The 18630-nt window shown below is 70.3% G+C and carries 19 protein-coding genes; 14 read left to right on the forward strand and 5 right to left on the reverse strand.

The window, feature by feature from the left end; translation table 11 throughout:
* Positions 1 to 2: 2 nt before the first annotated feature.
* On the reverse strand, positions 3 to 572 hold the full coding sequence (locus tag Voc01_RS27925; protein ID WP_203930547.1) for a DJ-1/PfpI family protein: 570 nt from the start codon (positions 570 to 572) through the stop codon (positions 3 to 5).
* Between the two features lie 91 nt (positions 573 to 663).
* Positions 664 to 1404 (reverse strand): GntR family transcriptional regulator, encoded by a 741-nt coding sequence (locus tag Voc01_RS27930; RefSeq protein WP_239160538.1) that lies wholly within the window; start codon positions 1402 to 1404, stop codon positions 664 to 666.
* 437 nt (positions 1405 to 1841) lie between these two features.
* Between Voc01_RS27930 and Voc01_RS27935 the strand changes: the two genes are divergently transcribed.
* The 8 genes from Voc01_RS27935 (at position 1842) to Voc01_RS27970 (ending at position 10705) form a co-directional block, all read left to right on the forward strand.
* On the forward strand, positions 1842 to 3209 hold the full coding sequence (locus Voc01_RS27935; RefSeq protein WP_239160539.1) for an extracellular solute-binding protein: 1368 nt from the start codon (positions 1842 to 1844) through the stop codon (positions 3207 to 3209).
* The gene (locus Voc01_RS27940) at positions 3206 to 4156 is read left to right on the forward strand and encodes a carbohydrate ABC transporter permease (protein ID WP_203930550.1); all 951 of its coding nucleotides are present in this window, start codon (positions 3206 to 3208) and stop codon (positions 4154 to 4156) included. Before Voc01_RS27935 ends, Voc01_RS27940 begins: the two co-directional genes overlap by 4 nt.
* Positions 4156 to 5067, forward strand: coding sequence for a carbohydrate ABC transporter permease (locus Voc01_RS27945; protein ID WP_203930551.1), 912 nt, complete (start codon positions 4156 to 4158; stop codon positions 5065 to 5067). Before Voc01_RS27940 ends, Voc01_RS27945 begins: the two co-directional genes overlap by 1 nt.
* A complete protein-coding gene (locus tag Voc01_RS27950; RefSeq protein ID WP_203930552.1) occupies positions 5067 to 6134 on the forward strand; it encodes an ABC transporter ATP-binding protein in 1068 nt (355 codons plus the stop codon). Before Voc01_RS27945 ends, Voc01_RS27950 begins: the two co-directional genes overlap by 1 nt.
* Positions 6134 to 7210 carry an ABC transporter ATP-binding protein gene (locus Voc01_RS27955; protein WP_203930553.1) on the forward strand — a complete coding sequence of 359 codons (1077 nt, stop codon included), beginning with the start codon at positions 6134 to 6136 and terminating at the stop codon, positions 7208 to 7210. The genes Voc01_RS27950 and Voc01_RS27955 overlap by 1 nt, the downstream gene beginning before the upstream one ends.
* 6 nt (positions 7211 to 7216) lie before the next feature.
* The gene (locus tag Voc01_RS27960; RefSeq protein WP_203930554.1) at positions 7217 to 8677 is read left to right on the forward strand and encodes an NAD-dependent succinate-semialdehyde dehydrogenase; all 1461 of its coding nucleotides are present in this window, start codon (positions 7217 to 7219) and stop codon (positions 8675 to 8677) included.
* Positions 8678 to 8722: 45 nt separating this feature from the next.
* Positions 8723 to 9964, forward strand: coding sequence for an iron-containing alcohol dehydrogenase (locus Voc01_RS27965; RefSeq protein ID WP_203930555.1), 1242 nt, complete (start codon positions 8723 to 8725; stop codon positions 9962 to 9964).
* A gap of 114 nt (positions 9965 to 10078) precedes the next feature.
* Entirely contained in the window at positions 10079 to 10705 is a 627-nt protein-coding gene (locus tag Voc01_RS27970; protein WP_203930556.1) for a TetR/AcrR family transcriptional regulator, read from the forward strand.
* A 19-nt stretch (positions 10706 to 10724) separates the two neighbouring features.
* On the opposite strand, the gene Voc01_RS27975 is transcribed toward Voc01_RS27970, so the two are convergent.
* From Voc01_RS27975 to Voc01_RS27985, 3 genes are all read right to left on the reverse strand, one after another.
* Positions 10725 to 11255 (reverse strand): DinB family protein, encoded by a 531-nt coding sequence (locus tag Voc01_RS27975; RefSeq protein WP_203930557.1) that lies wholly within the window; start codon positions 11253 to 11255, stop codon positions 10725 to 10727.
* Positions 11256 to 11351: 96 nt separating this feature from the next.
* Positions 11352 to 12062: a permease prefix domain 1-containing protein gene (locus Voc01_RS27980; protein ID WP_203930558.1), complete on the reverse strand. Its 711-nt coding sequence runs from the start codon at positions 12060 to 12062 to the stop codon at positions 11352 to 11354.
* Positions 12044 to 12385: a PadR family transcriptional regulator gene (locus Voc01_RS27985; RefSeq protein ID WP_203930559.1), complete on the reverse strand. Its 342-nt coding sequence runs from the start codon at positions 12383 to 12385 to the stop codon at positions 12044 to 12046. Before Voc01_RS27985 ends, Voc01_RS27980 begins: the two co-directional genes overlap by 19 nt.
* Before the next feature lie 167 nt (positions 12386 to 12552).
* Between Voc01_RS27985 and ahcY the strand changes: the two genes are divergently transcribed.
* The 6 genes from ahcY to Voc01_RS28015 all read left to right on the forward strand — a co-directional run bounded on the left by ahcY (position 12553) and on the right by Voc01_RS28015 (position 18580).
* Positions 12553 to 13995 (forward strand): adenosylhomocysteinase, encoded by a 1443-nt coding sequence (gene ahcY, locus Voc01_RS27990; protein ID WP_373873878.1) that lies wholly within the window; start codon positions 12553 to 12555, stop codon positions 13993 to 13995.
* 14 nt (positions 13996 to 14009) lie between these two features.
* On the forward strand, positions 14010 to 15005 hold the full coding sequence (locus Voc01_RS27995) for a carbohydrate kinase family protein (protein WP_203930561.1): 996 nt from the start codon (positions 14010 to 14012) through the stop codon (positions 15003 to 15005).
* Positions 15006 to 15017: 12 nt separating this feature from the next.
* Positions 15018 to 15242 carry a DUF6059 family protein gene (locus Voc01_RS28000; protein ID WP_203930562.1) on the forward strand — a complete coding sequence of 75 codons (225 nt, stop codon included), beginning with the start codon at positions 15018 to 15020 and terminating at the stop codon, positions 15240 to 15242.
* A 166-nt stretch (positions 15243 to 15408) separates the two neighbouring features.
* Positions 15409 to 16542 carry an acyl-CoA dehydrogenase family protein gene (locus Voc01_RS28005; RefSeq protein ID WP_239160540.1) on the forward strand — a complete coding sequence of 378 codons (1134 nt, stop codon included), beginning with the start codon at positions 15409 to 15411 and terminating at the stop codon, positions 16540 to 16542.
* The gene (locus tag Voc01_RS28010; RefSeq protein ID WP_239160541.1) at positions 16542 to 17387 is read left to right on the forward strand and encodes a phosphate/phosphite/phosphonate ABC transporter substrate-binding protein; all 846 of its coding nucleotides are present in this window, start codon (positions 16542 to 16544) and stop codon (positions 17385 to 17387) included. The genes Voc01_RS28005 and Voc01_RS28010 overlap by 1 nt, the downstream gene beginning before the upstream one ends.
* Positions 17384 to 18580, forward strand: a complete 1197-nt coding sequence (locus tag Voc01_RS28015) for a sulfurtransferase TusA family protein (protein WP_203930563.1) — start codon at positions 17384 to 17386, stop codon at positions 18578 to 18580. Before Voc01_RS28010 ends, Voc01_RS28015 begins: the two co-directional genes overlap by 4 nt.
* Positions 18581 to 18630 lie beyond the last annotated feature (50 nt).

Raw genomic sequence — 18630 nt, forward strand, 5'->3', positions numbered from 1 at the left:
GCTCATGCCGACGCGGAGCCGACCGACTTCGAGAAGACCTCCATCATCGCCCGGCCGAACTGCGGCATGTCCGGCCATCCGCGGCAGGAGACGAGGTTGCCGTCGACGCAGTCGGGGGCGTCGATGACGGTCGCGCCCGCGTTCTCCATGTCACCGGTGATGGGTGGGAAGCACGCGGTCTTGCGACCCTTCAGCAGCCCGTACACCGCCGGCACCTGGGCGCCGTGGCATACCAGCGCGATCGGGAGGTTGCGCGCGAAGAAGTGCTCGGTGATGCGCCTGACGTGGGCGTCGACGCGGATCCACTCGGGGGCACGTCCGCCGGGGATGATGAGGGCGTCGTAGCGCTCGACGTCGACGTCCTCCCAGGGCACGTCGACCGGCAGCTTCCGGCCGTTCTTCTCCACGTAGGCGTCGGAGTTGGGGTCGAACTCGTGGATGACGAGCTGCACGTCACGCATCGTCCGTGACGAGACGTCGACGTCCCAGCCACCCTCCTGCACGCGGTAGTAGGGATACATGGTGTCGAGCTCCTCGGCGGCGTCGCCGGTCAGGAGCAGTGCTCTGGGCACCTGCTTCTCCTCGCATCTGGGGGCCGGGGTGGCGGTAGATCCGATCCGATCCGATCCGACTGCGTCAGCATCCTCGGGCGGAGCCTGCCCGTCAAGCCTCCATCGCCATCGCGTCCACGTCCCCGGCCTCGTCGAAGAACCGTCGGAACCGGTCGCCGGACCGTAGGATGTGCCGGCGCATGGCGTAGGCGGCGGCGTCGGGGTCACGTGCGGCGACCGCGGCCAGGACCTGTTCGTGCTCGGCCATGGCCAGGTAGGTGACCTGGGTGTCGTGGTGCAGTCGGAACAGGTGCACGTGCGTGTGCAGGCGGGCGAGCGCTTCGCGGATGACCTGGTTTCCCGCGCTCAGGGCGATGAGGTCGTGAAAGGCGGCGTCGCGCAGGCCGAAGGCGCCGTAGGCCAGGGGCTCGTCGCCACGCTCGATCTCCGCCATCTCCTCCAGCATCCGTCGCAGGTCGGCGACCTGCTCCGGGGACGCGCGTTCGGCGGATCTGCGCGCCGCCGCCGGCTCGAGGAGCAGGCGGATCTCGAGCATGTCCTCGAACCGCTGCCGGGTGATCTGGGGCGGAATGCGGTAGCCGGCGTGGGGCACGCGCACGACCAGGCCCTCGGCCTCCATGCGGTTCAGGGCGTCGCGGATCGGCGTCTGCGAGACCCCCAGCTCCCGTGCCAGGACGTCGATCGTGACGCGGGCGCCGGGCTCGATGCGCAGCGACATCAGCTGTCCGAGCAGCGTGTCGTACACCTCGTCGGCGAGCCGGCCGCGGGATCTTCCCGGCGTCGGGCCCGTCATGACCCCGTGGCCCCACGTGGTCATCGCTTCGTCGTCCATCGTGACGTGAGGTCCCTTCGTGCGTCTCCGCGAACCTGTTGACATCGGTCGCAATGCTCCTGCATGCTGACGCCCACTCAAATCGTATAGGAAAAGCGAGGGATGCCAGCCATCCTGCACCATCGCTGAACCACCCGCCAGCACCACTTCGATCACCCCGAACGCTCCCACGAGCATGCTCGACGTCCCGCCCGGCCACGCGGGAACCGACGGACCTTCCGATCACGGAAGGGCCCGGTACGTCGCGGCGCACCCGTGGCGATGGTCCGCGCCCGTGAACCCCTCGCGACGCACCACGCCCGACCAACCTCAGCAACCGCTCGACGAAGCACGCGGCAACGCTTCAGCAGTCCCCCACCCAGAAAGCAGGCAGGAAGATGCGGTATCCGAAGCGAATAGGACGACTGCCCGTTCCCGGTCGCAAGGTAAAGCTCGCGATGGCGGCCATGCTGCTGGCCACGACCATGGCGGCGTGCGGCGGCGATGACGACGGCGACAAGTCGGGCGCCCCCAAGGCGCCGGCGGACATCCCGACGCTCACCAACGACCCGCTGACCCTCAGCTTCATCTGGTTCGAGTGGCCGCCCGCCAAGGCGCTGGAGGACTTCGCGAACGCGGAGTACAAGAAGCTGCGGCCGAACGTCACCGTCAAGGTCAACACGGTGCCGAACGCGAACTGGCACGACGCGATGTTCACCCAGTTCGCCGCGCGCAAGACCGACTTCGACATCGCGATCCTGGACTCGCAGCACATCGGCGAGGCCGTGACGAACGGCAACATCCTCGACATCACCGACTTCGTCAAGAAGAACATCGACACCAGCGCCTACAACCCGTATCTCCTGGCGGCCTACGGCCAGTACCCGCAGGCGGAGACCGGCCAGCGCGACGAGAACGCCAAGCTGTACGGCCTGCCGCTGCTCGGCGACACCTGGACGATGATCTACCGCAAGGACCTGATCGGCGAGAAGGCGCCGCAGACCTGGGACGAGATGATCTCGGTCGCCGCGAAGTGCCAGGCGGACAACCCGGGCGTCAGCGGGCTGGCCTTCCACCAGGCCAACGGCTCCGACGCCGCGGCCGTCACGTACAACACGGTCAACGGCGTCTACGGCGGCAACCTCTGGAACGCCAAGGACCGCAAGATCGAGGGCGTCCTCAACGACGCCGCCGGCCAGGAGGCGATGGACGTCCTGGTCAACAAGATGAAGCCGCTGACGGCCAAGGGTTCCGGCAACTGGTTCATCGACGAGGTCAACGCGTCGGTCGCCCAGGGCAAGGCGTGCATCGCGTTCCAGTGGATCGCCGCGAGCGGCGGCCTGCTCGACCCGAAGCAGTCGACGCTCGGCACCACGCGCGAGCAGATCCTCGGCAAGCTGGGCTTCGCCACCCTGCCGACCCAGAAGACGAACCTGGTGCCTCTCGGCGGCATGGGGATGCACATCTCCGCCTACTCCGCCAAGGCGAACCAGAACGAGGCGCTGAACTTCATGAAGTGGTTCGAGCAGGCCGACGTCCAGAAGAAGTGGGCCGCGGCCGGCGGTGTGCCCTCGCGCACCGACGCCATCCAGTCGCCGGAGTTCCTCAACTCGAGCCCGTTCGCCAAGGTCTACGCCGACTCGGTGCCACGGATGCGGGACATGTGGAACGTGCCCGAGTACGCGCAGCTGGTCAACATCGAGAACACCAACGTGAACGCGGCCCTCAACGGCGCGAAGGACCCCAAGCAGGCGCTCGACGAGATCGCCAAGGAGCAGCAGAAGGTGCTCGACGCCAGCCGTAAGAAGGGCGGCGGCGGGCTGTGAGTGACCCCGTCCCTCTGACGAAGGACAACCCCGGGCAGGCGGCGTCCGCGACGCCGCCCGCCCGGGGGCGGGCCCGCCGCCTGAGCGACCGCTGGCTCTCCGTGGCCTTCACGTCCCCGGCACTGCTGCTGTTGCTCGCCATGTCGGTGTTCCCGTTGCTGTGGACGTTGTACCTGTCCTTCACCGACTACTCGGCCACCAAAGGGGGGCCCGCGAACTTCCTCTGGTTCGGCAACTACACCGCGATCCTGACCTCGCCGCAGGTCCACCAGAGGACCGTCACGACGTTGATCTTCGTGGTCGGCGCCGTGACCCTGCAGACCGTGCTCGGTTTCTCGATCGCCTACCTCATCTCCCGGCGCACGCGCGGTCGGGGAGTGCTGACCACCCTGTTCCTGACCCCGATGATGCTCTCGCCGGTGGTGGTCGGACTGTTCTGGAAGTTCATGCTCGACGCGCAGTTCGGCGTGGTCAACAGCATGCTCGGCTCGCTCGGCCTGGACGGGGTGGAGTGGCTCACGCGGCAGCGCACGGCACTGCTGTCGCTGATCGTGGTCGACACCTGGCAGTGGACGCCGTTCATCATGCTCATCGCGCTGGCAGGCCTCACCGCGGTCCCCAAGTACCTGTACGAGGCGGCCTCGATCGACCGGGCGTCGGAGTGGTTCAAGTTCCGGACCATCACCCTTCCGCTGGTGTGGCCGCTGCTGCTCATCGCGGTGCTGTTCCGGGCCATCGAGGCCTTCCGGCAGTTCGACCTCGTCTACATCCTCACCAGCGGGGGACCGGGGGTCTCCACCGAGACGTTGTCGTTCCACGTCTACAAGGTCGCGTTCCTCGGCTTCAACACCGGAACCGCGTCGGCGTACGGGATCCTCATGATCCTCGTCGTCATCGTCCTCACGCAGTTCTACCTGCGTTACTTGAACAAGCTCAAGGAGGACTAGTGGCCCTCTCCATCGACGAGGCCGTGTCCCCGGGTCCCGTACGGGACGACACGCCACCCACGCGCCGTCGTCGCGGCCGGGGCCGATCGGTACTCGAGATCGTGCTGCTGACCATCCTGGCCGTCGTCATGCTCTTCCCGGTGCTGTGGATGGTCGAGACGTCCCTCAAGGAGAACCGGGACGTCTACGCCGTCCCGGCCAAGTTCTTCGGCTTCACGGTCACGTTGGACCACTTCAAGGACGTGTTCGTCTCACCCGACGGCGGTCGCTCGGCGGTGTCGGTCGCGTTCGTGAACTCCGTCGTGGTCGCCGGGGTCTCCACGGCGCTGGCGACCCTGCTGGGCGTCCCGGCGGCCTGGGCGTACTCACGCTTCACCCTCAAAGCCAAGAAGGACCAGCTGTTCTTCATCCTGTCCACCCGGTTCATGCCGCCCGTGGTGGTCGTGATCCCGATCTTCCTCATGTACCGCCAGGTCGGGCTCATCGACACCCAGCTCGGTCTGATCCTCATCTACACCGCGTTCAACGTGCCGTTCACGATCTGGATGATGAAGGGGTTCGTCGACGAGGTGCCCTCGGAGTACGAGGACGCCGCCATGCTCGACGGCTACACCCGCTTCCAGGCGTTCCGGCGGATCACCCTTCCCCTGCTCGTGCCCGGCATCGCCGCGACGGCGGTCTTCGCCCTCATCTTCTCGTGGAACGAGTTCGTGTTCGCCATCTTCCTCACCTCCAGCGACGACGTACGGACGGCCCCACCCGCCATCGCCGGCCTCATCGGTGGCACCACCGTGGACTGGGGTCTCGTGGCCGCCGCCTCCGTGGTGTTCGCCCTCCCGGTGCTCGTCTTCGCCTACCTGGTACGCAAGCACCTCATCGCCGGTGTGACGCTCGGGGCGGTGCGACGCTGATGGCGGGCATCGAGGTCACCGCGCTGCACAAGCGCTACCCGGACGGGACGGTCGCGGTCGAGCATGTCGACCTGTCCATCGGCGACGGCGAGCTGTTCGTGATGCTCGGCCCGTCAGGCTGCGGCAAGACGACCACGCTGCGGGCCATCGCCGGCCTGGAGAGGCAGACAAGGGGCGACATCCGCATCGGCGACACGCTGGTCAACGACCTGCCGCCCGCCGAGCGCGACATCGCCATGGTGTTCCAGTTCTACGCCCTGTACCCGCATCTGAAGGTCCGCGACAACCTGGCGTTCCCGCTGCGGGCCGAGGGGCTGCCGAAGCCGCAGGTGCGCGAGCGCGTCGACGAGGCCGCCCGGCTGATGCGCCTCGGTCCGCTCATGGACCGGCGACCGAGCCGGCTGTCCGGCGGGGAGCAGCAGCGCGTCGCGCTCGCCCGCGCCCTGGTGCGGCGACCACGCGCCTTCCTGATGGACGAACCTCTCACGAACCTGGACGCGGAGCTGCGGGCGGACATGCGCACCGAGATCAAGCACCTGCAGGGCGAGCTGGGGACGACGATGGTCTACGTCACCCACGACCAGGTCGAGGCGATGTCGCTCGGTCACCGGATCGCCATCCTCAACAAGGGCCGGGTCGAGCAGATCGGCACGCCGCTGGAGGTCTACGACCGTCCCGCGAGCCTGTTCTGCGCCGCGTTCATCGGCTCCCCGCCGATGAACCTGATCGAGGTGGAGGTGGCCGACGGCAGGCTGCGCGGCCAGGGCGGGCTGGACCTCACGCCACCGCCGGGCCTGCCGCGCGACCGTCGCCTGGTCGCGGGCGTGCGACCGGAGGCGCTGGAGGTCACCGAACCGGGCGCGGAACGGTCGGTCCCGGCCCGCGTGGTCGCGGCGGAAGGGCTGGGCGACGAGATCATCTACGTGGTCGACCACGGCGGTCAGGGCGACGTCCGGGTCCGGATGCCACCGACGGTCCGCTTCGACGCCGACGCCCCGGTCGGGCTGCGGCACTCCGGCGGGACACCGGCGGTCTACGACGTGAACACGGAAGAGCTGGTGGCCTGATGGGAACCGTTGCGGCACATGGGCTGCGCAAGTCCTTCGGTGAGGTCCGGGCCCTGGACGGGGTGACCCTGGACGTGCCGGACGGCTCGTTCTTCGTCGTGCTCGGGCCGTCGGGGGCGGGCAAGACGACGACCCTGCGGGCGATCGCCGGCCTCGAGAAGCTCGACGCCGGGTCGGTGCATCTCGACGGCGTCGACGCGACCAACGACGCCCCGGCCGCACGCGACCTGGCGATGGTCTTCCAGAACTACGCGCTCTACCCGCGACACACGGTGTACGAGAACATCGCGTCGCCGCTGCGGGCACGCCGCCTCCCGTCGAGCGAGATCGCCGCCGCCGTCGAGCGGGTGTCGGACCTGCTGCACATCGAACGTCTGCTGCAGCGCCGTCCCGCGCAGCTGTCGGGCGGTGAGATGCAGCGCGTCGCCCTGGCGCGGGCGCTGGTCCGTCGCCCGCGCGCGTTCCTCATGGACGAGCCGCTGACGAACCTCGACCTCAAGCTGCGCGTCGAGATGCGCACCGAGCTCACCCGCATCCACCGCAGCCTCGGGGCGACCTTCGTGTACGTGACCAACGACCAGGTCGAGGCCCTGTCGATGGCCGACCGGATCGCGGTCCTCAAGGAGGGCACGGTGCAACAGGTCGGAACGCCGGCCGAGGTGTACGAGCGGCCGGCCAACCGGTGGGTCGCCGGCTTCGTCGGAAGCCCTCGGATCAGCCTGCTCGCCTGCCACGCCGAGGGGGACCGCCTGGTCGGGGCGCAGGGCTGGACGCTGCCGCGGCCGCGCTGGACCACGGCGGAGGACGGTCGTCAGCTGCTGCTGGGCGTGCGCGCCGAGGACCTGTCGGTCGAGCAGCGCGGGGACACGTCGTTGGCGGGTGAGCTTTACGCGCTCGAACCGCTCGGCGACCGCACGGTCATCGACGTCCGGGTGGGGACGGAGATGCTCAAGGTCAAGGCGCGACCCACCGTCACCGGTACACCGGGGGAGCGGCTGCACGTCACGGTCGACCTGGACCGCGCGCACCTGTTCGACGCGGACACCGGGCTGGCGCTGTCCGAGGCGGGGAGGTAGGACGCCATGAGTGACCCGATGGACATCCTGGCCCCCGAGCACCGGCGGCTGCGGATCGGCGACACCTGGCGCGAGGCCGCCAGCGGAGCCACGTTCGCCGTCGAGGACCCGGCCACCGGCACGACCATCGCCGAGGTGGCCGACGCCGACGTCGTCGACGGGCTCGCCGCCCTGGACGCGGCGAGCGGGGCGATGGCCGAGTGGGCGGCGACCCCGCCGCGGAAACGGTCGGAACTGTTGACCGCGACGTACCAGGCACTGACCGGGCGGTCCGAGGAGGTCGCCCGGCTGATCACGCTCGAGATGGGCAAGCCGCTCGCCGAGGCACGGGGGGAGGTGGCCTACGGCGCCGAGTTCTTCCGCTGGTTCGCCGAGGAGGCGGTGCGCGTCGAGGGGCGCTACAACACCGCTCCCGGCGGCGGCTACCGGATCCTCACCGTGCCGAAGCCGGTCGGACCGTGCGTTTTCGTGACGCCCTGGAACTTCCCGTTGGCGATGGGCGCCCGCAAGATAGCTCCCGCGCTGGCGGCGGGCTGCACGACGATCACCAAGCCGGCGGCACAGACGCCGCTCACCATGCTGCTGCTGGCCCGCATCATGGAGGAGGTCGGCGTCCCGCCGGGCGTCGTCAACGTGGTGACGACCAAACGGTCCGGCAAGGTCGTCTCGGCACTGCTGGCCGACCGCCGCACCCGCAAGCTGTCGTTCACCGGGTCGACCGAGGTCGGGCGCGTGCTGCTGCGCCAGGCGGCGGACAACGTGCTGCGCACCTCGATGGAGCTGGGCGGCAACGCGGCCCTGATCGTGTGTGCCGACGCCGACCTGGACGTCGCGGTCGACGGCGCCATGGTGGCCAAGATGCGCAACATCGGGGAGTCGTGCATCGCGGCCAACCGGATCTACGTCGAGGAGCCGGTGCGCGAGGAGTTCACGGCGCGTTTCGCCGAGCGGATGGGCGCGCTGAAGGTGGGTCACGGTCTCGACGACGGCGTCGACGTCGGTGCGTTGATCGACGAGGCCTCGGTCACCACGATCGCCGACCTCGTCGCCGACGCGGTCGACCGCGGCGCCCGTGCCCTGGTGGGCGGTGAGCGTCCGGACGGGCCGGGCCATTTCTACCCGCCCACGGTCCTCGTCGACGTGCCCGGGGACGCGCGGTTGCTGGAGGCCGAGATTTTCGGCCCGGTCGCGCCGATCATGTCGTTCACGTCCGACGACGAGGTGATGGCGAAGGCAAACGACACCGAGCACGGCCTGGTCGGATACATCTTCACCCGCGACCTCCAACGGGCACTGCGGTTCGCCGAGGGCCTGGAGACCGGGATGGTCGGCATCAACCGCGGTCTGATCTCGGACCCGTCCGCCCCGTTCGGGGGCGTGAAGCAGTCCGGGATCGGCAAGGAGGGGTCGCACGAGGGCATCCTCGAGTACCTCGACGTCACCTACGCGGCGATCGACCTCCCGTGACCGGTCTCCCGTACATCGCGACCGACGTTCCTGAGGAGCACGGACATGCTTGAGACCGTCCGCGGACCACGCCAGCTGATTGTGGGCGAGGGTGTCGCGCAGAACATTCCGCGGGTGGTGGCCGAGTGCGGCTCACGCGTCCTCGTCGTGACCGACCGGGTTCTTCTCGGACAGCCGGGCGTGGCCGGGATCGTGGCCGCCGTGCGGGAGAGGGTCGACGTCGTCGGGGTGTTCGCCGACGCGACCCCGGACGTGCCACTCGGTGACGTCGCCCTGGCGGCCTCGGTCGCCGCGGAGGTGGACGCCGACGTGATCCTCGCCATCGGTGGCGGCTCGGTCATCGATCTCGGCAAGATCGTCGGTGTCATCCGGCGCCACGGTGGGACACCGCGCGACTACTACGGCGAGGCGAAGGTGCCGGGGCCCACGCTTCCGCTCGTCGCGGTGCCGACGACGTCGGGCACCGGCTCCGAGCTCACGCCGGTCTCGGTGCTGAGCGACCCCGACCGCGAGCTGAAGGTGGGGGTCTCCAGCGTCCACATCGTGCCCGACTTCGCCATCGTCGACCCCGAACTCACCTACTCCTGCCCCGCGACGGTCACCGCCCACTCCGGTATCGACGCGTTCTGCCACGCGGTGGAGAGCTACATCGCGCGCCCCCGGGTCAACGGACCGCGTGACCCGGTGGAGCAGGTCTTCCTCGGTCGCAACCCGGTGACCGACCACTACGCGCTCCTGGCCGCCGAGCGGATCGCCCGCAGTCTGCGTCGTGCCGTCAGGGACGGAGGCGACACGGACGCGCGCGCCGACATGTCCTACGGATCGATGCTCGCCGGTCTCGCGTTTTCGCACGCGGGCAACGGGGCGCCGCACGCCCTCCAGTACCTCGTCGGCGCGGCGACCCACACGCCGCACGGCCTGGGCGTCGGGCTGCTGCTGCCGTACGCGCTGGACGCGGCCAGGGACGCCATCGGCGACCGGTTGAGGATCCTCGCCGGCGTATGCGGCCTCGACGTCGCCGACGCCTCGGACGCCGAGGCCGCGGACATGTTCCTCGCCTGGCTCGACGGGCTGCTGGCCGACATCGGCATCCCCACCACGCTGGCGGACATCGGAGTGGCCCGGGCCGACCTCCCGCGCTTCGCGGAGCAGGCCAGCGGCATCACCCGCCTGATCCGGAACCATCCGGGCCCGACCGACCCGGCCAGCCTGACCGCGATCCTCGACGCGGCCTGGACCGGCGACCGGACCCGACGCGTCCTGACCCCGAGCGGAAGCGGCGACTGACACCCGGCGGCTTCGGGTCCTGCGTCGGGGAGGCCGCCATGCGACAGTGGACCGGCGGGTCGCGTCGTCGCGTCCCGGAGGCTCCTGGCGTCGGTGGGCGGGGTGGAAACGAAGGTGGCTGTGCGGAGCGGGCGCCGCCCCGGTAGTCCCGACACCCGTCAGGTCATTCTCGACGCCGCCCGCGACGCGTTCGCCGAGAAGGGATACGACACCTCGTCCGTCCGCGCCATCGCCACCCGGGCCGGAGTGGACCCGGCGTTGATCCACCACTACTTCGGCACCAAGGAGAAGCTCTTTCTCGCGTGCATGGACGCACCCGTCGACCCGCACGCGGTGATCGCCGTGATCGTGGCCGCACCGCGCGACCGGATCGGCAACCAGATCGTGCGGGTCGTGCTCGGTGTGTGGGAGTCACCGGCGGGAACCGCCGCCGCCGCGCTCGTCCGGACGTCGATCAGCGGTGAATGGCACGCCCGCCTGCTGCGTGAGTTTCTCACCACGCAGATCCTGCGTCACCTCGCCGCACCCCTCGGCCTCGACGCGGCCGAGGCGCCGTTGCGGACGAACCTGGTGGCCTCGCAGCTCGTCGGCCTGATGTACACCAGGTACATCCTGCGCCTGGAGCCGCTCGCGTCCGCGCCGGTCGAGGAGCTCGTCGAGATCATCGGTCCGAACGTGCAGCGCTACCTCACCGGAGACCTGGACCTGACCGGTACCGGCGCGGCGACGGCTGACCGGTGATGCCGCAACGAACCGGCGGTCAGGCAACCGGATCGAGCGTGAGCTGCCGGCGATGGAACTGGAAATGCTGCCACGGGTAGTGGTAGACGTCGAGAACGCTCATCCGGGTGGTGAAGAACGGATCCCAGCGGACCGGGAACGGCATGCCGCGGCTCAGGTCGGCGGGTTCCATTCGGTTCAGGCGGCGGGCGAGCGCGGCGCAGCTGCGATCGAACAGCACCTCCATCCGGTGCAGGGTGAGCAGGCGTCCACCGACCACCGATCCCACGTAGTTGACGACGTGGAACGGCGTGGCGACGGCGTTGAGAACGGCCGCGAAACCACGCCCGACCCACGCCGGCAGGCGGTCCATGACGGCCACCAGGGGGAGAAGTATCCGTACCAGTCCGTACCCGAGCACGAGGTGGAAGAGCATCTGCCGGTTGGTCCACCGCGTGCCGGTCGTCCGCTTCGACAGGGAGTCGGGCCCGGCCGCCGCCAGCAGGTCACGGAATGCGCCGGGCGCCTGATGCAGCTCGTGCAGGACGGCGTCTCTGGCGAGGTCGGTCATGACGCCCTCCGCCGGTACACACGCATGTCGACAACGGAGCCCTAGCGTAGCAATCCTACCTATAGCAACGCTACCGGAACTGCCGTACCGGCGGGGTCAGGCCGCCGCGGCGCGGAGAGTGGCGCACCGGCGGGCCGCGAACCCCGCGAGGGTGAGGCGGACGCCGCTGACGAGAACGGCCGCGACGGCCAACCAGGACGCGTCGGCGGTACGGACGGTCGAGACGAGCACACCCGTGATGAGGGTGGCGTCGCCGGCCACACAGCCGATCGCGGCGACACTCGCCGCGGCCGCCGCCAGCCGCGGACCGATGGGCAGCCGCCTCGCGGACACGCCGCCACCTGCCGTCGCCAGGAAGGCGGCCGGCATCACCAACGCGAGGACGACGGCGTAGGTCGGGATGCTCGACAGCAGCGCGCCCAGGTCGCTACGCCAGTCGAGGCCGTCGCCGCGGGCGATGAACGCGGCCAGCCATACCAGGCCCACGACGGGACCGGTGCAGATCAACGCCAGCCCGACCCGGTGGGCCGTGGCACCGGCGAGCTCCGTGGCGAAATGCGCCGCGAGCGCGCGCGGGCTTCCGAATTCGGCGACGGCGGCCCTGGCCGCCTCGTCGGGCGTCGCGCCCCGCGCCCGGTGCGTCTCGACGGTGTCGGCGAGACCGTCGCCGACCTCGGCGAGAATCGCGTTCCTCGCCCGCCGGGAACCGGGCAGTCCGCGGGCGAGCTCGTCGAGGTAGGTCCCGATCGAGGACCGCGCGGCCGGGTCGATGTCGGGCGGCAGGGTGTCTACGCCGGTGTCGGCCATGAAGGATCCCCGTGAAGGACGGCCGACATGGCCGTGGAGAACTCCTGCCAGTTCGCCCGCTGGGTGGCGAGCTCCCTGCGCCCGGCCGCGGTGAGCTTGTAGACACGCTTGCGGCGGCTCTCCTTGTGCGACCAGGATCCGGCGACCAGGCCCGCCCGCTCCAGCCGGTGCAGCGCCGGGTAGATGGTTCCGGTCGGCAGGTCGAAGGTGCCGTTGCTGTTCGTGCGGAGCGCCTCCATGACGGCGTATCCGTGCAGCGGCCCGTCTTCGAGCGCGGCCAGCATCAACCCGTCGAGATGGCCCTTGAGTACCTCCGCCCGCATACCAAGTAACGCTACACCTCGCGGGCGGGATCGGCAGCCGTGGCGTCGTTTGAGTTCGAATGCCGGCGCGACGGTCCTCGGGTGTTCCCTGGGGTGACGACCGCCCGTTCGCGACACACTCTGCATCGGCGCCGCTCAGGGCTGCCGGGCCCGATGAGGAGGACACCGTGGACGATCGCGGTGATTTCAGGATCGCGGATCTGTCGTTGGCGGCGTTCGGCCGCAAGGAGATCCAACTCGCCGAGCACGAGATGCCCGGTTTGATGGCACTGCGGCGCGAGTACGCCGACGAACAACCGTTGGCGGGTGCCCGGATCACCGGTTCGCTGCACATGACCATCCAGACCGCGGTGCTGATCGAGACCCTCGTCGCGTTGGGTGCGCGGGTCCGCTGGGCCTCGTGCAACATCTTCTCGACCCAGGACCACGCCGCCGCCGCGGTGGTGGTCGGGCCCGACGGGACGCCCGCGGAGCCGGCCGGGGTGCCGGTGTACGCGTGGAAGGGCGAGACCCTCGACGAGTACTGGTGGTGCACCGAGCAGGCGCTGGTGTGGCCCGACGGCGAGACCCCGAACATGATCCTCGACGACGGCGGCGACGCCACCCTGCTCGTGCACAGAGGCGTCGAGTTCGAGCGGGCGGGCGCCGTTCCCGCACCGGAGACCGCGGACAGCGAGGAGTACGCGGTGATTCTCGGTGTGCTCCGGCGTTCGCTCGAGGAGGACCCACGCCGCTGGACCCGTATCGCGGCCGGTGTCAGAGGTGTGACCGAGGAGACCACGACCGGCGTGCACCGGCTCTACGAGATGCAGGCGGCCGGCGGTCTCCTCTTCCCCGCGATCAACGTGAACGACGCGGTGACCAAGAGCAAGTTCGACAACCGGTACGGCTGCCGGCACTCCCTCATCGACGGCATCAACCGGGCCACCGACGTACTGATCGGCGGCAAGGTCGCGGTGGTCTGCGGATACGGCGACGTCGGAAAGGGCTGCGCGCAGTCCCTGCAGGGTCAGGGCGCCCGCGTCGTCGTCACCGAGATCGACCCCATCTGCGCCCTGCAGGCGGCGATGGACGGCTACCAGGTGGCCACGCTCGAGGACGTCTGCGCGACCGCGGACATCATCATCACGGCGACCGGGTGCGCGAACGTCGTCACCCACGAGCACATGGCCCGCATGAAGCACCAGGCGATCGTCGGCAACATCGGCCACTTCGACAACGAGATCGACATGGCGGGTCTGTCCAGGCGCGGGGACGCCGAGCGGATCCCCATCAAGCCACAGGTCGACGAGTGGCGCTTCGCCGACGGCCACTCGGTCATCGTGCTGTCCGAGGGGCGGCTGCTCAACCTGGGCAACGCGACCGGACACCCGTCCTTCGTCATGTCCAACTCCTTCTCCAACCAGACGATCGCCCAGATCGAGTTGTTCACCCGGACCGACGCGTACCCGGTCGGCGTGCACACCCTTCCCAAGCACCTGGACGAGAAGGTCGCCCGACTGCACCTCGGCGCGCTGGGCGTCCGGCTGACCGAGCTCACCAAGGAGCAGGCCGCGTACCTGGGCGTGCCCGTCGAAGGCCCGTACAAGGCCGAGCACTACCGGTACTGAGCGGAGGGACGACCATGTCGGTCGCCGTGACGGGTTCGATCGCCGTCGACCATCTGATGCGCTTTCCCGGTCGCTTCGCGGAGCAGCTGGTGCCCGAGGTGCTGGACAAGGTGTCGCTGTCGTTCCTCGCCGACGAGCTGAAGGTGCGCGACGGCGGGGTCGCGGCGAACATCGCCTTCGGCATGGCGCAGCTGGGCCTCCGGCCGGCGCTCGTCGGCGCCGTCGGCCACGACTTCGCGGGGTACCGGGACCGGCTCGAGGCCTACGGCGTGGACTGCGCCTGGGTGCACACGAGCCAGGCGCGGCACACCGCCAGGTTCGTGTGCACCACCGATGTCGACATGTGCCAGATCGCGACGTTCTACGCCGGTGCGATGGCCGAGTCCGTCGACATCGACCTCACCCGGCTGCTCGCGACGACGGCGCCGGCGCTGGTGATCATCGGTGCGGACACCCCCGCCGCGATGCTCCGCCACGCCCGGGCCTGCCGCCGGTATCCGGTGACGGTCGCGGCCGACCCGTCGCAACAGCTGGCGCGGATGTCCGCCATGGAGATCGTCGAGTTCGTCGACGGCGCCGACTACCTCCTGGCGAACGAGTACGAGCAGGCGCTGCTGGAGTCGAAGACCGGCCTGCGGACGGCCGACGTCCTGGACCGGGTCGGGTACCTCGTCACCACCCTGGGAGCCAATGGCGTCCGCATCCGTCGGGGGGACGGGTCGGACGTCCACGTGCCCGCGGTACCCACGTCCGCGGCCCTCGATCCGACCGGGGTCGGCGACGGGTTCCGGGCGGGCTTCTTCTCGGCACTGCGGTGGGGCCTGTCCCTGACGGACGCGGCGCGGGTCGGCTGCCTGCTCGCCGTGGAGGTCCTGGAGGCGCCCGGTCCGCAGGAGTACGCGGTCGGCCGCCGGGCCTTCCACACACGGCTCGCCGACGCGTACGGCGGGGACGTGGCCGGTCGGGTGGCGGAGGTCTGGCCGGCACGTCCGAGCGTCGCCCACAGATAGAGGACGGTTGCGGTGTCGAGACTGCGACGACTCGTCCTGCTCGTGGCGGGCCACCTGTACGCGGGTCTGATCCAGGTCGGCTCGTGGGCCTTTCCCGCCGACGTCGGTGAGTACGTGAGGCGGGCGCCGGACGTCTCCGGCACCGACGGCGGGCCGGCGCCCGGCCATCCGGAACGCCTGGTTCCCGACCAGCCGCTGTCGGAGACCGAGCGGAGCCTGTGGCGGGACCTTTCATAAGTGCGGACGACGGTTGTCATCGTCAATGTCCATGGTTCGCGCGGTGAATCCGGACCTCGGTACGGCTTAGCATCATGACACCGTCATCGTTCGGTCGCACGGAGCGGCCATACATCACGCTGCCCTCTGCTTTCTCGGGGACCGGCCCTGCCGGAAGGAGCTGACCGTGAACGACCAGTTGTGGAAAGCACTCGACGAAGTGATCGCCAACGAGGTGGTCCCGCACGCGCAGGTCGTGGACCTGCAGGGCGTGTTCCCCAGCAAGGCGATGGAGGCGCTGGGCGACGCCGGTGTCCTCGGTGCGACCGTGCCGAAGGACGCCGGTGGTGCCGGGTTGGGCCTGGCGGAGGCGGCCACGATCGTCGAGCTGTTGAGCCGGGCCTGCGGCTCCACCGCGATGGTGACGATGATGCACTTCGCCGCCGTGCCGATCCTGGTCGCACACGGTCCCCGCGACATCGTCGGTCAGATCGCGGCCGGCCGGCACCTGAGCACGCTCGCATTCTCCGAAGCGGGTTCCCGCAGCCACTTCTGGGCTCCGGTGGGCACGGCGAGCCCGGCGGGGGAGGGCCGCGTGGCGTTGAACGCGCGCAAGAGCTGGGTCACCTCCGCCGGCAACGCCGACAGCTACGTGTGGTCCAGCAGGGCGCTCGCCGCCGACGGGCCGATGACGTTGTGGTTCGTACCGGCCGCCACCGCCGGGGTGAGCATCTCCGGCGGATTCGACGGACTGGGGTTGCGCGGCAACGGATCCCGACCGGTCCGCGCGGAGAACGCCGTCGTCGGGCCGACCGCGATGCTCGGCGCCGACGGCCAGGGGCTCGACCTCGCCATGCAGCTGACCCTGCCGTGGTTCCTGGTCCTCAACGCGGCTTTCAGCGTCGGGCTGGCCGAGGCCGCCGTGCGTGAGGCGATCGGTCACGTCACCGGTGCCCGGCTCGAGCATCTCGGCCAACGGCTGGTCGACCAGCCGTTGGTACGCAACGACATCGGGCGGATGCGGCTGCGTACCGATGCCGCACGGGCCGTCCTCCACGACACCGTCGCGGCCGTCGAGAGCGGCCGGGAGGACGCCGGGCTGCGGGTGCTGGAGGTCAAGGCGATCGCCGCCGAGACCGCGATCGAGGTGACCGACCTCGCGATGAAAACCTGTGGCGGAGCGGCCTTCCGCAAGGACCTCGGCATCGAGCGCCGGTTCCGGGACGCCCGCGCGGCGCGGGTGATGGCACCCACGACCGACCACCTGACCGACTTCGTGGCGCGCGAAAGCTGCGGCATGCCGTTGCTGGACGGTGCCTGATGCGCGCGACCCTGCTGATGGGTGCGGTGTGCTACGACCCGAAGGTCGTGACGATCTGGACCGGGTTCCGGCAGTGGTTCGCCTATCACGGCATGCCGTTCGACTTCGTGCTGTACTCCCACTACGAACGGCAGGTCGAGGACCTCGTCGCCGGGCACCTCGACGCCGCATGGAACTCGCCGCTGGCCTGGGTCCGCGCGCGTAGGCTCGCGGAGGCCGCCGGTCGCACTGTGCGTCCGCTCGTCATGCGCGACACCGACCGCGACCTCACGTCGGTGATCGTGACCCGGACCGACGCGGGCCTCGAGAAGCTGTCCGACCTCGCCGGTCGCACCGTCGCCACCGGCGCCGTCGACTCGCCGCAGGCCACCCTCGTCCCGCTGGCCGGCCTGGACGCGCTCGGCATCGACGTCACCGTACGGCGCTACAACGTCGGCGTCGGCCTGCACGGCGACCACATCGGCGGCGAACGGGACGCCGCCCGGGCCCTGGTCGCCGGAGAGGTCGACGCCGCCTGCCTGCTCGACGCCACCCACCTGACGCTGTTGCGGGAAGGCACGCTGCAACCCGGCACGACCACCGTCATCGGGCAGGTCGGTCCCTATGACCACTGCAACATGACCGTCGTCGACACGGCACGGCCCGAGCTGGTCGAGAGGTTCGCGGAACTCCTGCTCGGCATGGACTACGGCGACGCCCGCGTGCGGCCGCTGCTCGACCTGGAGGGCCTGCACTCCTGGGAGGAGGGCCGCCGGTCGGGATACGACCTGATCGAGAGCGCGACGGACCGCCTCGCCTTCTACGGACCCGGCGGGCAGGTCACGGCGACCGGCTACCAGCCGTGACCGACGCGCGGCTGGACCTCGAGGGTCTCGGCCTCGACGGGGGAGCGCACCTGCTCCTGCGGCGGGCGCTCGGGACGCTGGCTCCCGGCGCCCGGCTGGCGGTGTACGGCCGGGCGCCGGCCCTCGCCGTCCATCTGGGCGCGTGGTGCCGCGCGGAGGGGCACCGGATGGAGTCGCCGGCTCCCGGCTGCAACGAGCCGCCGGTGGGCGTGGTCGTGCGCGGGAACCGCGACGAGGGACGGTGGCTGGGCGCGCACCGCGCCGGCGCGCCCGACGACATCGTCCGTCGTCCTCCGGCGCGGTGGGGGCTCGCGCCCAGGGGCGCACTGGTCGAGGCCGGCGGTCCGGAACCGCACTTCGACCTCGACGACCGCGACCTGCTCTGGGCCGACGTCGCGCCACGGCTGTACTCCCACGCGGCGGCACGCCAGTGGGACCCGGCGACGGCGGTGCCATGGGACGACCCGTTCCAGCTGCCCGACGAGGTCGAGGCCGCGGTCGTCCAGGTGATGACCTACCTGACGGAGAACGAGCAGGCGGCACTCATCGTCCCCGCCCGGTTCCTCGGCCGGATCCATCCGCACTTCCGCGAGGTCGTGCAACTGCTGGCCGTGCAGGTCGCCGACGAGGCGCGGCACATGGAGATCTTCACCCGCCGGGCACTGCTGCGGGGCACCGAGATGGGCACCTCGTCGGTCGGCGGCAGGGCGTCGTTGTTCGCCCTCGTCGGGGAGACGGAGTTCGCACTGGCGACGTTCCTGCTGTCGGTGCTGGGCGAGGGCAGCTTCGTGAACCTGCTGGCGTTCCTGGAGCGGTACGCCCCCGACCCGGTGACCCGGCGTGTGGCGTGGCTGGCCATGCAGGACGAGCGGCGCCACGTGCTCTTCGGGGTCGCTCATCTGGAGCAGCACGCCCGAGCGGAGCCGAAGCTGCGCGACCGGCTGCGGTCGGCGATGGAACGGCGCCACGACGCACTGCGCGACACGGCCGGCCTGAACGCCGACGTGTTCGACGCCCTGGTCATGCTGGCCGGCGGCGGCTGGAGCCCGCGGCAGATCGGGTCGGGATACGCGCGGGTGCGCCAGCTCGAGTACGACATGGACCAGGGCCGGCGCCGCCGGTTGGAGCGGCTCGGCTTCCCCGCCGACGAGGCGCAGGCGTTGTCCGCGCTGCACACCCGCAACTTCATGTAGCGACGGAAATGCCGGCCCGGTACCGCGCTACCCGCGGCCCGGGCCGGCAT

It is taken from the genome of Virgisporangium ochraceum, assembly GCF_016863655.1.
Classification (GTDB): Bacteria; Actinomycetota; Actinomycetes; order Mycobacteriales; family Micromonosporaceae; genus Virgisporangium; species Virgisporangium ochraceum.